The following is a 14596-nucleotide window of genomic DNA, read 5'->3' on the forward strand; positions in this document are numbered from 1 at the left end:
CCGGCAAAGCTGTGACGATTGTAGCCGCACGGGCGGTGGGTTTTGCACGGCGCGATCAAATATCCGACGAATCGTCAACGCGCGCCGCGCAAGGCCGCCCTATGGAAAGTCCGCATCGCGCGCCGGGGCGGCTGTGGCACGATGAAGCTTTGGTGCGACGGCGCGCGGGCATCATGAGCAAAGCGTTCTTCGTTGCGGCCTACCGGCTGATCGCCGCGTTGCTCGCGGTGTCCACCACGCTGCACAGTGTCGCCGACTACTGGCGCCTGCCGAACTTTCATCTCGGTAACTACCTCAGCTATTTCACGCAACTGAGCAGCCTCTACGCGGCCGCGATGCTGGCCGCGGGGCTGTGGCGCATCGCGCGCCCCGGCTCGGCCCGCTACGAATCGATGCGCGGCGCGGCGGTGCTGTACGTGCTGATCACCGCGATCGTCTACGAGCTGCTGCTCGCGCGGCTCGATGCGCTGCGCCACGTCACGCCGGCGTTCAACAACTGGGTACTGCACCGGATCGTGCCGCTCGTGATGCTGTGCGACTGGCTGTATGTCGAACCGCGCTCGCCGATTCCGCGACGCAGTGCGTTCGCGTGGCTCGGCTTTCCGGTCGTCTATCTCGGCTATACGCTCGTGCGCGGCGCGGTGGAGGATTGGTATCCCTACCCGTTCGTCGATCCGCGGCCGCACGGCTACCTGCCGGTCGCGATCCAGTGTTCGCTGATCGCGCTCGGCGCGGCGGCGCTCGCGCTGGGCATTTGCTGGCTCGGCAATCGTGCGGGACAGTCCGGCCGCGCGACGCTCGAGGAAGGATGAAGGTGGAACAGTGAAGGAGGCAGGAACGTGTGCGCCGCCCGGCGCACACGTGGCGCGGCCGGCGATCAGCCGCCGTTGCGCGGCAGGAAGTTCATCGGATCGACGACCTTGCCGTTCTGGCGGACTTCGAACTCGAACGTCGAACGACCGCTTGCGTCGGTGCCCATTTCGGCGACCGGCTGGCCCTGGCGCACCGCGTCGCCTTCGTTGACGAGCAGCTTGCCGTTGTGCCCGTAGGCCGTGATGAGCCCGTTGTCGTGCTTCAGGATCACGAGCGGACCGTACGCCTTGACGCCGGAGCCGGCGTACACCACCCGCCCGTTTGCCGCGGCCCGCACCGAATGGTCGGGCCCGGAGGCGGCGATCACGACGCCGCGCGTCTTGCCGGCCGAGAACGGCGTCGCGACGACGCCCGTGGCCGGCCATGCGAGCGAGCCCGGCTGGGCGGCCGCACCGGGCGGCTGCCCGTACGCGTTCGCGGCCGGCGGCGGCGCGACTCGCAGGACCTGGCCCGGGAACACGGCGTCCGTGGGCGCCAGGTGGTTCCAGCTGGCGACGTCCTGCACGCGCTGCCCGTAGGCGTTCGCGATGCCCGCCAGCGTATCGCCCGGGTTCACGCGGTAATAGCCTGCGATCACGCCCGGCGTCGCCGCCGACGTGGGCGCCGGCTGGCGCGCGGGCTGCCAGTTGTCGGTCCACGGCGTCATCGTGCAGCCCGTCAGCGCGATGGCCGCGGCGACGAGCGCCGCCTGCGGCAGCCAGCGCGTGAGCGCGTCGTGGATGGGAATAGTTTCTCTCAAGGGTCCTCCCGGATTTGCGTCGTTGCGCCGCCCACCGCCCCCCGGCGCGCGACGCACGATGTCCGGCCGAACGGCCGGATCAATCAGTATCCGACCGCTTTCGCGGCCGTCAGTTTCCACAGCGGAACGTCGGCGCGAAGTGCTCACCGGCCCTTTTTTCGCGTCGTCCCGATCGGCAAAGATACCATTTGTCGCGGTCAGGGCCTCGACAGTTGCCCGGTCCGGAAACAATCTTGCGGCGTCGCGCGGGCGCGCGGGCGGCCTGCGAGCCGTGCCGGGCGGGGCGCCCGACGCACGCTTGGGGGTTTTTCGCGGACGCGGCCGCCCTCGCGTGCCGTATCGGCGCCGTCATATTGTCCGCTCCGATCGCCGCCTATACTCGGTGTTGCGCAGCGCGATCCAACGACAACGAGGAGCATGACAATGAACAACGCGACGTTTCTCTCCGTGCAGCTCGACGCCGACGATTTCGCCGGTTCCAGCAGTCTGGTCGAATTGCTCAACCGGCACCTGTTGTTCGCGACCGACGTGGCCGAAGCGGCCGACGCGCTCGTCCAGCTGGCGAGCGTCACGCACCTGACCGGCGCCACGCGCCACAGCGTCGAGCTGCCGGTCCTCGCGATCGAACGGCTGCGCGACGCGCTCGACACGCTGAGCGGTTACGACGAAACGTGGCTGCAGGTGCTGGAACCGGCCGAAGCGCTGTTCCGCGATATCGGGCGCGGCCGACGCCCGCTGCACTGAACGGCAGCGCATGGCGCGCCGCCCATGAAAAAGCCCGTCGTTCCGCTATGCGGAACGACGGGCTTTCGTACTACAGGGGGTCGGATGCGGTCGCCAGCGCGGCCGTACCATTAACGACCCTTGTAGACCGGTGCGCCGTCAGCGATGCGCTTGACTTGCCAGCCGGTCTTGGCAGCAGCCGGTGCGCCCGATTCCTGGCCAGCGGCCGGTTGTGCGCCGTAGCCGGTCGTGTCGGCGGCGGCGACGTTCTGTTGCGGGTTCACACGCGCTTCAGCAGCCTGGATGCCTTCCGGGTAGTTGGTCCGGTCGCTGCCCAGCTTGTAGCCGGCCTGTTGCAGCTGGGCCAGTTCGGCCTTCACCTGGGCACGGGTGACGGGCGCGTTCTGTTGGGCGAACGAGACGGCGGGGACGGCGAGGACAGCAGCAGCAGCGAACGTTGCGATCAGCGATTTCATGATTACCTCCGGGATTTTTTTGCTCCGCCGCACACACCATGTCTGCAGCGATGGAACAGAGTTTAGTCCCGGCAGCACCTAGGGAAAACCATGAAAGAACGAAAACACTGTTTCCCCGGAGCCAACAATGCTGGCATCCCGAATAGAAAAACCCTATTCAGAGTATAGATTTTCGCAACAATGCTACCCCCGCCAGCCGGTCAGGACCAGTTCGCGTGGAAACTGCCCGGCTTGTCGGTGCGCTCGAACGTGTGCGCGCCGAAGAAGTCGCGCTGCGCCTGCACAAGATTCGCCGGCAGCCGCTCGGAACGGTAGCTGTCGAAGTACGCGACCGCCGATGCGAACGCCGGGACCGGCACCCCGGCCTTCACCGCGGCCACCACGACGTCGCGCAGCGCGGTCTGGTAGTTCGCGGCGATGTCCTTGAAGTACGGGTCGAGCAGCAGGTTCGCGAGCGCCGGGTCCTTCGCATAGGCGTCGGTGATCTTCTGCAGGAAGCGCGCGCGGATGATGCAGCCCGCGCGGAAGATCTTCGCGATCGTCCCGAGATCGAGGTTCCAGCCGTATTCCTCCGACGCGGTGCGCAGTTGCGCGAAGCCCTGCGCGTACGAGATCACCTTGCTCAGGTACAGCGCGCGGCGCACCGCTTCGACGAACGCGGCGCGATCGCCGTCGAACGGCGCGGCGGCCGGGCCCGACAGGATCTTGCTGGCCGCGACGCGCTCGGTCTTCAGCGACGACAGCACGCGCGCGAACACCGACTCGGTGATGAGCGGCAGCGGCACGCCGAGATCCAGCGCGTTCTGGCTCGTCCACTTGCCCGTGCCCTTCTGCGCGGCGCGATCGAGGATCACGTCGACGAGATGCTTGCCGGTCTCTTCGTCCTTCTTGCCGAAGATCTTCGACGTGATCTCGATCAGGTAGCTGTCGAGCTCGCCCTGGTTCCATTCGGTGTACACCGCGCCGAGTTCGTCGTTGGTCAGGCCCGCGACGTCCTTCAGCACCGAGTAGCTTTCGGCGATCAGCTGCATGTCGCCGTATTCGATGCCGTTGTGGACCATCTTCACGTAGTGGCCCGCACCGTCCGGGCCCATGTACGCGACGCACGGCTCGCCGTCCGACGGCGCCTTCGCGGCGATCTGCTTGAGGATCGGTTCGACGAGATCGTACGCGTCGCGCTGGCCGCCGGGCATGATCGACGGGCCGCGCAGCGCGCCCTCTTCACCGCCCGACACGCCGGTGCCGATGAAATGCAGCCCCGACTGCGCGAGTTCCTGATTGCGGCGGATCGTGTCGGTGAAGTGCGTGTTGCCGCCGTCGATCAGCACGTCGCCCTTCTCGAGCAGCGGCTTGAGCGACGCGATCGTCGCATCGGTCGCTTCCCCGGCCTTCACCATCATCAGGATCCGGCGCGGCGTTTCGAGCGACGCGACGAATTCCTCGAGCGTATGGGTCGGCACCAGATTGCGGCCGGGGAATTCGGCGATCAGTTCGTCGGTTTTCTCGCGGCTGCGGTTGTACACCGACACCGCGTAACCGCGGCTCTCGATATTGAGTGCGAGATTGCGGCCCATCACCGCGAGCCCGATCACACCGATTGCTTGTTTGCCCATTAGTCAATTCTCCGGAAAAAACGGGGCGCGACCCGAGCCGGGCCGCGCGCACAGGCGAAAGGATAGTGGAAACCCGGCGGCGCTGCCCGCTTGCGTGTCATTGCTCCGCGTGCGGCAGGCGCCGGAACGCGACGCTCAGGTTGTTCGCCGGCATCTCGACGACCTCGATGCAGTCGAGCCCGCGATCGAGCCCGAGCGCGACCACGGTCTCGAGATCGCGCACGCCCCACGACGGGTCGCGGCTGCGCAACTGCAGGTCGAAGGCTTCGTTCGACGGCGCCGTATGACGGCCTTCGCGACGGTACGGGCCGTACAGGAACAGCACGCCGCCCGGCCGCAGCACGCGGGACGCGCCCGCGAACAGCGCTTCCGTACAGGCCCACGGCGAGATGTGAATCATGTTGATGCAGACGATCGCGTCGAGCGCCGCGACCGGCCACGGCGTGTCGCGTACGTCGAACGCGAGCGGCGCGGCGACGTTCGCGAGGCCCGCATGCGCGACCCACGCGGCGATCGAACGCCGCGCGTGCGCGTCGGGATCGCTCGGCTGCCAGTGCAGGCCCGGCAACGCTTGCGCGAAGTGAACGACGTGCTGCCCGGTGCCGCTCGCGATTTCGAGCACGCTGCCGTTCGCCGGCAGCACGCGACGCAGCACGTCGAGGATCGGCCCGCGATTGCGTTCGGCCGCGGGCGCGGACAGCCGCGCGGACGGATCGGGCGAAGAGGCGGCGCCGGTCACGATGCATGCTCCGTCGTGTTGCTGCTGCTGTTGCTGTTGCGCCCGAGACCCAGCCGCGCCGTGAGTGCGTCGAGCGCGGGTGCGCAGTGCGCCTCGATCTTCAGCGTCAGCATCGGGTCGGCGCGCGTATGGCCGAGATTGAGTGCGGCGACCGGCTTGTGCTGCGCCTGCGCCCACACACAGAAGCGGTAGCCGGAATACACCATCAGCGACGAGCCGACGACGAGCAGCGCGTCGGCCGCGTCGAGCGCCTGCGACGCCAGCGCCACGCGCTCGCGCGGCACGTTCTCGCCGAAGAACACCACCGCCGGCTTCAGCAGGCCGCCGCACGCGGGGCACGCCGGGATGCGGAACGTATCGAGCGCGGCCCATTCGAGATGCGCATCGCCGTCCGCGGCCGGCTCGGCCTGCGCGCCCAGCAGTTCGGGATTGTCGGTTTCGAGCACGGTCTGGATCGTCGCCCGCGCGTGATGCGCGCCGCATTCGAGGCAGGTCACGCCGTTGATGCCGCCGTGCAGCTCGATCACGTCGTCGCTGCCCGCGCGCTGATGCAGGCCGTCGACGTTCTGCGTGACGAGGCGCTCGATCCGGCCCGCGCCGCCGAGCCGCGCCAGCGCGACATGCGCCCCGTTCGGCCGCGCGCGGCCGACGACCGGCCAGCCGATCATGCTGCGCGCCCAGTAGCGGCGCCGCGCGGCATCGGAGCCGAGGAATTCGTGGAGCTGGATCGGCGGCGAGCGCATCCATTGGCCGTTGCGGTCGCGGTAGCCGGGAATACCGGAATCGGTGCTGATGCCCGCGCCGGTCAGCACGAGCAGGCGCGGATGACGCTCGACGAACGTCTGCAGCGCATCGAGCGCGGCCGGATCGAGGTCGGCGATGGAGGAGTCGGGCAAGGCTTTGTCGTTCATGTTGGCAACGTGATCGGTCGCGCCGGCAGGCCGTGCGCCCGCACGGGCGGCCAGACACGCCAGCACATGATACAGAACGCCGTGCGATCGGGCGGGCCGCCGCCGCGGCAAGCCGGCGCACGCGGCGCACGCAAAAAGACGCCCATCGCCGCTCGGCGACGGGCGCTTCAACAATTGATCCATCGGGGTAGTGGATCAACTGACAGCACAATGTTGCGACATCCGCCATACCGCGATTGACGGACGCTCCCCGGGACTTCGCGTGTTCCGCCCTGCCGCGCACCTCGGCGCGTCATCGGCTTTCCCGACCCGATCCTGCTCGGCGGGCTCGTCATGCCGACGCAATGCGCGGCGCGCAAACGCATTCGCCGCGCGACGACGTGCGTGGCGCCATGGCATGACGATTCCAGGATCCAGGCCGGGGCCATCCGCCTGCGTTCGCGGTTCATGCTGGACGGCCGACCGGCACTGGTCGAACGCGTGCGTCACGCAGGCACGCCGTCGTTCAGAACGAACCCGACTGCTCGGATGGAACGGAAAGCCGCTCGCTCACGTCGCCGCAATCAACGGCGAAGCGAATACCCTGGCAGGTCGGCGATTCATGTTTGCAACACGACACGTTGCGTTTCGGTCTTTTTTCATTCTCTTGTCCCCGTCCTCGATACGTCCGACCCACTGAAGCGATGGTCGGGCCGACTGCACCCGCGATCGCGCTCACGGCCCCTACAACCATGCAAGGAGCGCACCATGCTTCATGCCGCAAGGCCTCGCGGGCACCGGCCAGGCCGCGGGCAGGCATCGCACCCCTTCAGAAAGCGCGAACGTTTCGAAACTGAAACGCACCGCCGGTGGCGGCCGGCATCGTCGCATCGCCGCCGCGCGGAGCGGCCGGCCGCCTTACAATTGCCCCACATTGCGCGTCGCGGCGCGAGCGGACCCGTGCGCCTGGCGTTGCCCTTTCGCGTGGCGCGACACTGCGGGTCGCTCGGTGAGAGGCTTGGCCGCCCCGCTCGTGCATCGCGCAAACACGCTAGCATTCGGACACCGAGCGCCGCACGTTCCCGCTGCCTCGACGCCAAGGATTCGCCATGACCCCACCCGCTCCTGCCCGCCCGGACGTCGCACATTCCGTCTTCTCGGCCGGACGGCTGTCGATCGGCCTCACGCTTCCGCTGCTTCGCAGCGGCCACATCGTCGCGGACTTCAACGAACAGCTCGAGCTCGCGGCGCTGGCCGACTCGCTCGGCTTTCGCGCGCTGTGGATTCGCGACGTACCGCTGAACAGCGCCGACTATCCGGACCCGGTCGGCCATCTCGACCCGTGGGTGCTGCTCGGCGCACTGGCGTCGCGCACGCGCCGGATCGCGCTCGCGAGCGGCGCGATCGTGCTGCCGCTGCGTCATCCGCTGCATATCGCGAAAGGTGCGCTGTCGGTCGCGACGCTGTCGGGCGGGCGCTTCATCCTCGGGCTCGGCTCCGGCGACCGGCCGCCCGAATATGCGGCGTTCGGCGTCGACGCGGAAACGCGGCGCGACCGCTATCGCGCACACTGGGACGTCGTCGCGGCCGCGCTCGGCGTGCCGTCGCGCGTGCTGCCGGACGAAGCGCCGCCCGATGCGCCCGAGTTCACGCTACTGCCGCGCGACGGCGACGCGGTGCCGATGCTGGCGGTCGGCTCGGGCGGACAGAGCGTCGACTGGATCGCCCGGCACTCGATCGGCTGGATGACGTATCACCGCGATCCGGATACGCAGCGCGCCCGCTATTCGATGTGGCGCGCGGCGGTCGACCGGCTCGCGTCGCCGGAATTTCGCGCGTTCGGCGTATCGATGCGGCTCGACCTCGCCGCGCATCCCGATACGCCCGCCACCGCGCTGCCGCTCGGCTATGCCACCGGGCGCCGCGCGTTGGTCGACATCCTGCAGGACATGCGCGCGGCAGGCACGCACCATGTCACGCTGAACCCTGGATCGGACCGGCCCGTGCGCGACGTCATCGAAGAAATCGCCGCGCATGTGTTGCCGGTATTTCACGACGAGCACGCGTGATTCATCAGGAATCCCAATCCATCTGATGCGATGCACGTGTCGATCGCGCCCGGACGAATGCTCACGCAGCGCATCGCTGGCTGGCATCGGCATCGGCAAACACGCGTTACAGACGCCTTACGACCGGCAAGCAGGACGTTCCTCCGATATCCGACGGCCTGCATCCGGCACACGGCTTGCGGGCATGTGCCGCCCACGCCCGCATCCCCTCGCTCATGCCCGATCCAAATCGTCGGCGGCGGAACTATTCGGTCCCGATCGCGATCATGTTAACTTCCGTCCATCATTCAGCCTCGCGGGCCGCGTGACGAGACGCGCCCGCATGCCCACTCCATGCGACATATCCTCCTCGGCTGGCTGCTCGCTGTCGTCGTCTCCTCGGCCGCCCACGCGGCCGCTCCCGCTCCGGCCGCCGCGTCGGCCGCCTCCGGCGCCGCGCCCGCGCTGACGCCACAAGAGGCGCGACAGGCACTGAACGTGCTCGAAAACCCGCGCGATCGCGCGCAGGTCGAAACGACGCTGCGCGCGATCGCGGCCGTCGGCGCGTTGAGCGCACCCGCGGTGCCGGCAAGCGCGGCGCCCGCGGCCAGCGGCGCATCGGCTGCCGCGGCGCCGGCCGCGCTCACGTCGAACGGGCTCGCCTCGATGCTCGTCCGCCAGGGATCGCGCTGGGCCGCCCAGACCGGCAACGCGCTGCAGGAATCGCTGCACTCGCTGCTCGATATCGGCTCGGTGGGAAGCTGGTGGCGCGACAAGCTCGTGCGCGCGGACCAGCGTGCGGATCTAACTCACACGCTCGGGATCCTCCTCGCGGTGCTGCTGCCTGCGCTCGTCGTCGAATGGCTCGCGAAGCGGCTGCTGCGACGCGCGCTGGCCACCGTGGCCGCGCGCCGCGCCGACACGTTGCGCCACACCGCATCCGGTTCCGCCGCATCGGACGAGGGCCACGCGCCGCCGCCGTCCGATACGTCCACCCCGCCCGACACCGCAGCCGCAGACACCGCTCCCTCGTCGTCGCAAAGCCGAGGCCACGCACGGCGGCACACCACGCTGCTGCACCGGATGCCGCGCGCCCTCGTCAGTCTCGCGCTGCGCGCGGTGCCGCTGCTCGTGTTCGTCGGCGTCGCGAGCCTGACGATGTCGTTGCTCGTCGAAGCGGACACGCCGATCGAAGCCGCACTCGAAGCGTTGATCGACACCTACGTGATCTGCCGACTCATCACGATCATCAGCCGGCTGTTCTTCCAGCCCGATGCGCGGCAGTTGCGGCTGCTGCACATCAGCGACGCATGGGCCGCTTTCGTGCAACGCTCGATCGCGCGGATCGTGATCGTGGTCGGCGCATGCACGGCGGCCGTCGAGATCGCCGCGAACTTCGGCCTGAGCGAAGCCGGCCATGTCGCGCTGCTGAAGGCCGTCGCGCTCGTCGGCCACGTGATGATCTCGGTGCTGATCCTGCAGTGCCGCCGGCCGGTCGCGGCCCGGATCCGTGCCGCCGGCGCGGATCGTCCGACCTTCACGGTCGTCGGCAACGCGCTCGCGGACGCGTGGGCGCCCGTGTCGGTCTTCATCGTGATGGCACTGTGGTTCGTGTGGGCGCTCGACGTCCACAACGGCTACCGCGTGCTGATCACGCTCGGCGGCCGCTCGATCGCGGTGATGATCGCGATGCGGATGGTGTCGATCGTCGTGTTCGGCGCGCTCGCGCGGCTGTTCCAGCGCCGCGACGACGACCGCACGCTCGTTCATCTGCACGCGTACCGCTACTACCCGCTGCTGCGCCAGATCGTGTCGGGGGCGATCGGCGTCGTGACCGTCGTGCTGCTGCTGCAGATCTGGGGCGTGCCGATCTTCCGCGCGTTCGAGACGGGCACGATTGGCCACCGGCTCGCGTCCGCGCTGGTGACGATCGCGATCGCGGCTGTCGTCGCGCTCGTCGTGTGGGAAGCGGCCAACATCGCGATCGAGCGCCGGCTGCAGCGCTGGACGCGCGAAGGCAACCTGGTGCGCGCGGCGCGGCTGCGCACGCTGCTGCCGATGCTGCGCTCGCTGCTGTTCGTGATGATCGCGCTCGTCGTCGTGCTGACGGGCCTCAGCGAACTCGGCGTGAACGTCGGCCCGCTGCTGGCCGGCGCGAGCATCTTCGGCGTCGCGCTCGGTTTCGGCTCGCAGAAGCTCGTGCAGGATTTCATCACCGGGATCTTCCTGCTGATGGAAAACGCGATGCAGGTCGGCGACTGGGTCACGCTCGCCGGCGTGTCGGGCACGGTCGAATACCTGTCGATCCGCACCGTGCGGCTGCGCGCCGGCGACGGGTCGCTGTACACGATCCCGTTCAGCTCGGTGACGACCGTCAACAACACGAATCGCGGGCTCGGCAACGCGGCGGTGAAGGTCAGCATCGCGTACGGCGAGGACATCGAGCGCGCGATCGCGACGCTGAAGGAAATCGGCGCCGCGTTGCGCGACGATCCGAAGTATCACGACGGCATCCTGTCGGACTTCAGCTACTGGGGCATCGACCAGGTCGACGGCGCGGCGCTCGCGCTGGCCGGACAGATCCAGTGCACGGACTCGGCACGCTGGAGCGTGCAGCGCGAATTCAACCGGCGGATCGCGGAGACGTTCCGCGAACGCGGGATCCGGATCGCCAATCCGCAGCGCAGCGTCGTCGCCTATGCGGACGGGGCGCGGCCCGTCGGCAACGATGAAAACGACCCGCGCCCCGATACGCGGAATGCCGCCGAGACGGCAGCCCCGCCGCCGTCACCCGACGAAGCGGCGCGCAAGCCGGGTTGATCGCGATCGCCCGGAGCAGGTAATCCGCCGCGCTCAACGCGCGGCAGGCTTCTTCACGCGCGCGGTGCTTTTCGCGGCGGGCGGTACCGCCCCCGGCTTCGCCGCACGTCGTTTCGCCGCCGCACCCTGCGCGCGCTTCGCAGCGGATTCCGGACCGGCGGCACCCGCGTCGCGCTGCGCATGCCATTGCTCGAGCAGTACGCGCGTCTGGTCGGCAATCGTGTCGGTCACCAGCGCCCCGCGCTCGCCTTCGAACGCCTCCCATTCGAGCAACTGCAGCGCCGAACGCTGCGCGACGTGGAACACCGTGATCTGGCCGAACAGGCTCAGCGCGCGCAACCGCGTGACGGGATCGTCGGCCGGCCGCCCCGTGACGCGGCCGATCAATTCCGCGCTCACGTCGTTCAGCGGCTTGCGCATGCGCGTCATCAGGATCTCGCTCGCGCTCGCCGGCTCCTGGCCGCCCTGCTCGCGCGCGAAGAACATCCGCTGGTTCATCGTCTTCGGCGCGGTGAACATGCGGTCCGACAGCGCACGCAGCAGCCCGACGAACGCATCGATCAGCGCGTCGACGCTCGCGTGGGCGTCGAGCATCGCCCACGCATGGCCGACCGCCGGCGCGAACACCTGCCAGCCGTTCTCGGCGATCGTCTCGACGCACGCGCGGTACACGCCTTCCTTGTTCTCGAAGTAGTACTGGAGCGCCGGCGCGTTCACGCCCGCCATCGCGGCGATCTCGCGCGTCGACGCGCCCGCGAACCCGCGTTCGCCGAACAGTTCGATCGCCGCCTCGATGATCCGCTGGCGCGTTTCGTCGCCGCGCGCGTAGCCGCCCGCCGACGTGCGGCGCAGCTTCTTCGCTTCGTTCATGCCTTCCTCGTCATTCGATCGATCGACATTCTACTTGACACAATTTTATCAACTGGAATAATTCTTCCACTTGGAATAAATTGGATCCCGCATGTCGACGCCACAAGACCCGCCACAGAAAGCAGATCGTCAGGAAAACGGAACAAAACCGCGCACCGGAAACGGCGGGTCGAAGCGGCGCATCCTCCTCGTGGTCGCCGTGCTCGCGGCCGTCGGCGGCGCAGTGTGGCTCGGCCGCTGGTGGACGGTCGGCCGCTTCATCGAAAGCACCAACGATGCGTACCTGCAGGCGGACAGCATGACCGCCGCGCCGAAGGTCGCCGGCTACGTGACCGACGTCTACGTGCGCGACAACCAGCCCGTGAAGGCCGGCGATCCGCTCGTGCGGCTCGACGTCCGCCAGTACCAGGTGGCGCTCGCGCAAGCGCTGGCGACCGTCGACGCCCGCCGCGCCGATATCGCGCGCGCCGAAGCCGACATCAGCCAGCAGCGCGCGAACCTCGAGCAGGCCGATGCACAGGCGAAGGTGTCGCGCATCAACGCGCAGCATGCGAGCGACGAGTACACGCGCTATGCGCCGCTCGCGGCGACCGGCGCCGAAACGCACGAACGCGTGGCCGACCTGAAAAGCACGCGCGACCAGGCGCTCGCGACACTCGCCGCGAACGACGCGTCGATCGCCGCCGCCCGCACGCAGATCGCGTCGTTCACCGCGCAGCGCCAGCAGGCCCGCGCGCAGCTCGAGGCCGCACAGGCCAGCGCCGCGCAAGCACAGCTCGACCTCGACAACACGATCGTGCGCAGCACGCTCGCGGGCCGCGTCGGCGATCGCACCGTGCGCGTCGGCCAATACGTGCAGCCCGGCACGCGCCTGCTGACCGTCGTGCCGGTCGATTCGATCTATCTCGTCGCGAACTTCAAGGAAACGCAGATCGGCAACATGCGCATCGGCCAGCCCGTCGAGCTGCATGTCGACGCGCTGCCGGACGGCGCGCTGTCCGGCGTCGTCGACAGCTTCGCGCCCGGCACCGGCGCGCAGTTCGCGCTGCTGCCGCCCGAGAACGCGACCGGCAACTTCACGAAGATCGTCCAGCGCGTGCCGGTGCGCATCCGTCTCGCCGCGAATGCCCGCGCGCAACGCATGCTGCTGCCCGGGCTGTCGGTGACGGTCGACGTCGATACGCGCTCGGCCCGCGACGAGCAGCATCATGGCTGATACGCCCGCCACGATACCCCTGCCGCCGCATGAAGGCCGCGCGAGCGTGACCGACTGGATCGCGGTCTCGGCCGGCGCGCTTGGCGCGCTGATGGCGACGCTCGACATCTCGATCACGAATTCCGCGCTGCCGCAGATCCAGGGCGAAATCGGCGCGACCGGCACCGAAGGCACGTGGATCTCGACCGGCTACCTGATGTCGGAAATCGTGATGATCCCGCTCGCCGCCTGGCTCACGCGCGTGTTCGGGCTGCGCAATTTCCTGCTGACGAACTCCGCGCTGTTCATCGCGTTCTCGATGATGTGCGGCTGGTCGCATTCGCTGCCGATGATGATCGCCGGCCGGATCGGCCAGGGCTTCACCGGCGGCGCGCTGATCCCGACCGCGCAGACGATCATCCGCACGCGCCTGCCGCTGTCGCAGTTGCCGGTCGGGATGACGCTGTTCGGCCTGATCGTGCTGCTCGGGCCGCTGTTCGGCCCGGTGCTCGGCGGCTGGCTCGCGGAAAACGTGAACTGGAGCTGGTGCTTCTTCCTGAACCTGCCCGTATGCCTGCTGCTGATGGCGCTGCTGGTGTTCGGCCTGCCGTCGGACCGCCCGCAATGGAGCGCGTTCTTCAACGCGGACTGGCTCGGCATCTTCGGCCTCGCGATCGGCCTCAGCTCGCTGACCGTCGTGCTCGAGGAAGGCCAGCGCGAACGCTGGTTCGAATCGCAGATGATCGTCACGCTGAGCGTCGTATCGTTCGTCGGGATGGTCCTGATCGCGCTGTCGCAGCGCTTCGCGAAGCGGCCGATCATGCGGCTGTCGCTGATGCGCAATCCGCGCTACGCGAGCGTGATCGTGATCGTGTCCGCAGTCGGCGCCGGGCTGTATGGCGTGTCGTACCTGCTGCCGCAGTTCCTCGCGATCGTCGCCGGCTACAACGCGGAACAGGCCGGCGCGATCATGCTGCTGTCGGGGCTGCCGGCCTTTCTCGTGATGCCGATCCTGCCGCGCCTGCTCGGCAAGGTCGATTTCCGCATCCTCGTGATCACGGGGCTGCTGCTGTTCTGCCTGAGCTGCATGCTCGACATCAGCCTCACCGCGCAGAGCGTGGGCCACGATTTCGTGTGGTCGCAACTGATCCGCGGCCTCGCGCAGATGCTCGCGATGATGCCGCTCAACCAGGCGTCGATGGCGGCCGTCGCGCGCGAAGACTCGGGCGATGCGGCCGGGCTCTACAACATGGCGCGCAACCTCGGCGGCTCGATCGGGCTCGCGATCATCGGCACCGTGATCGACCGGCGCACGACCTTCCATACGGCCGCGCTGCGCGAATCGGTGACCGCGAACTCGCTGATCGGTCAGGATCGACTGTCGACCTACGCGGCCAACTGGTTCGCGCACACCGGCGATCTCGCGTATTCGAACCTGCGCGCGCTCGGCCAGTTGGCGCAGCAGATCCAGATCCAGGCCGTCGTGATGACCTATTCCGAAACCTTCTATCTGCTGGGCCTCGCGCTGCTCGCCTGCGTGCCGCTCGCGCTGCTGCTGAGAACGCCGCGCGGGCCGCAACCGATGTCGTCCGGCCATTGACCCGTCATAC

The 14596-nt window shown here is 68.5% G+C and carries 12 protein-coding genes; 6 read left to right on the plus strand and 6 right to left on the minus strand.

The annotated features are described in order from the left end of the window. Window positions 1-173: 173 nt before the first annotated feature. Entirely contained in the window at window positions 174-812 is a 639-nt protein-coding gene (locus tag HWX14_RS15430; RefSeq protein WP_175883487.1) for a Pr6Pr family membrane protein, read from the plus strand. 65 nt (window positions 813-877) lie between these two features. Here the strand turns inward: HWX14_RS15430 and HWX14_RS15435 are convergent, their stop codons facing one another. After that, window positions 878-1612 carry a peptidoglycan DD-metalloendopeptidase family protein gene (locus HWX14_RS15435; RefSeq protein ID WP_175883488.1) on the minus strand — a complete coding sequence of 245 codons (735 nt, stop codon included), beginning with the start codon at window positions 1610-1612 and terminating at the stop codon, window positions 878-880. A gap of 423 nt (window positions 1613-2035) precedes the next feature. Between HWX14_RS15435 and HWX14_RS15440 the strand changes: the two genes are divergently transcribed. Further along, window positions 2036-2356 (plus strand): hypothetical protein, encoded by a 321-nt coding sequence (locus tag HWX14_RS15440; protein WP_174388753.1) that lies wholly within the window; start codon window positions 2036-2038, stop codon window positions 2354-2356. Window positions 2357-2466: 110 nt separating this feature from the next. Here HWX14_RS15440 and HWX14_RS15445 read toward each other — a convergent pair whose 3' ends face one another. From HWX14_RS15445 to HWX14_RS15460, 4 genes are all read right to left on the minus strand, one after another. Further along, window positions 2467-2811, minus strand: a complete 345-nt coding sequence (locus HWX14_RS15445; protein WP_175883489.1) for a DUF4148 domain-containing protein — start codon at window positions 2809-2811, stop codon at window positions 2467-2469. 200 nt (window positions 2812-3011) lie between these two features. After that, window positions 3012-4424 (minus strand): NADP-dependent phosphogluconate dehydrogenase, encoded by a 1413-nt coding sequence (gene gndA / locus HWX14_RS15450; RefSeq protein WP_059582863.1) that lies wholly within the window; start codon window positions 4422-4424, stop codon window positions 3012-3014. 97 nt (window positions 4425-4521) lie between these two features. Beyond that, the gene (locus HWX14_RS15455) at window positions 4522-5163 is read right to left on the minus strand and encodes a DUF938 domain-containing protein (protein ID WP_175883490.1); all 642 of its coding nucleotides are present in this window, start codon (window positions 5161-5163) and stop codon (window positions 4522-4524) included. Then, a complete protein-coding gene (locus HWX14_RS15460) occupies window positions 5160-6074 on the minus strand; it encodes an NAD-dependent protein deacetylase (protein ID WP_244130232.1) in 915 nt (304 codons plus the stop codon). The genes HWX14_RS15455 and HWX14_RS15460 overlap by 4 nt, the downstream gene beginning before the upstream one ends. 1088 nt (window positions 6075-7162) lie before the next feature. Here HWX14_RS15460 and HWX14_RS15465 point away from each other — a divergent pair. After that, window positions 7163-8122, plus strand: a complete 960-nt coding sequence (locus HWX14_RS15465) for an LLM class oxidoreductase (protein ID WP_175883492.1) — start codon at window positions 7163-7165, stop codon at window positions 8120-8122. Between the two features lie 333 nt (window positions 8123-8455). Beyond that, window positions 8456-10921, plus strand: coding sequence for a mechanosensitive ion channel domain-containing protein (locus HWX14_RS15470; RefSeq protein WP_175883493.1), 2466 nt, complete (start codon window positions 8456-8458; stop codon window positions 10919-10921). Between the two features lie 33 nt (window positions 10922-10954). On the opposite strand, the gene HWX14_RS15475 is transcribed toward HWX14_RS15470, so the two are convergent. Beyond that, window positions 10955-11791, minus strand: a complete 837-nt coding sequence (locus HWX14_RS15475; RefSeq protein WP_175883494.1) for a CerR family C-terminal domain-containing protein — start codon at window positions 11789-11791, stop codon at window positions 10955-10957. A gap of 91 nt (window positions 11792-11882) precedes the next feature. Between HWX14_RS15475 and HWX14_RS15480 the strand changes: the two genes are divergently transcribed. Both HWX14_RS15480 and HWX14_RS15485 read left to right on the plus strand, forming a co-directional pair. After that, entirely contained in the window at window positions 11883-13007 is a 1125-nt protein-coding gene (locus HWX14_RS15480) for an HlyD family secretion protein (RefSeq protein ID WP_175883495.1), read from the plus strand. Continuing rightward, window positions 13000-14586: an MDR family MFS transporter gene (locus HWX14_RS15485; RefSeq protein WP_175883496.1), complete on the plus strand. Its 1587-nt coding sequence runs from the start codon at window positions 13000-13002 to the stop codon at window positions 14584-14586. Before HWX14_RS15480 ends, HWX14_RS15485 begins: the two co-directional genes overlap by 8 nt. Window positions 14587-14596: the final 10 nt, after the last annotated feature.

Origin of the sequence: Burkholderia sp. BCC0044, from assembly GCF_902832955.1 — a bacterium.
GTDB lineage: Bacteria > Pseudomonadota > Gammaproteobacteria > Burkholderiales > Burkholderiaceae > Burkholderia.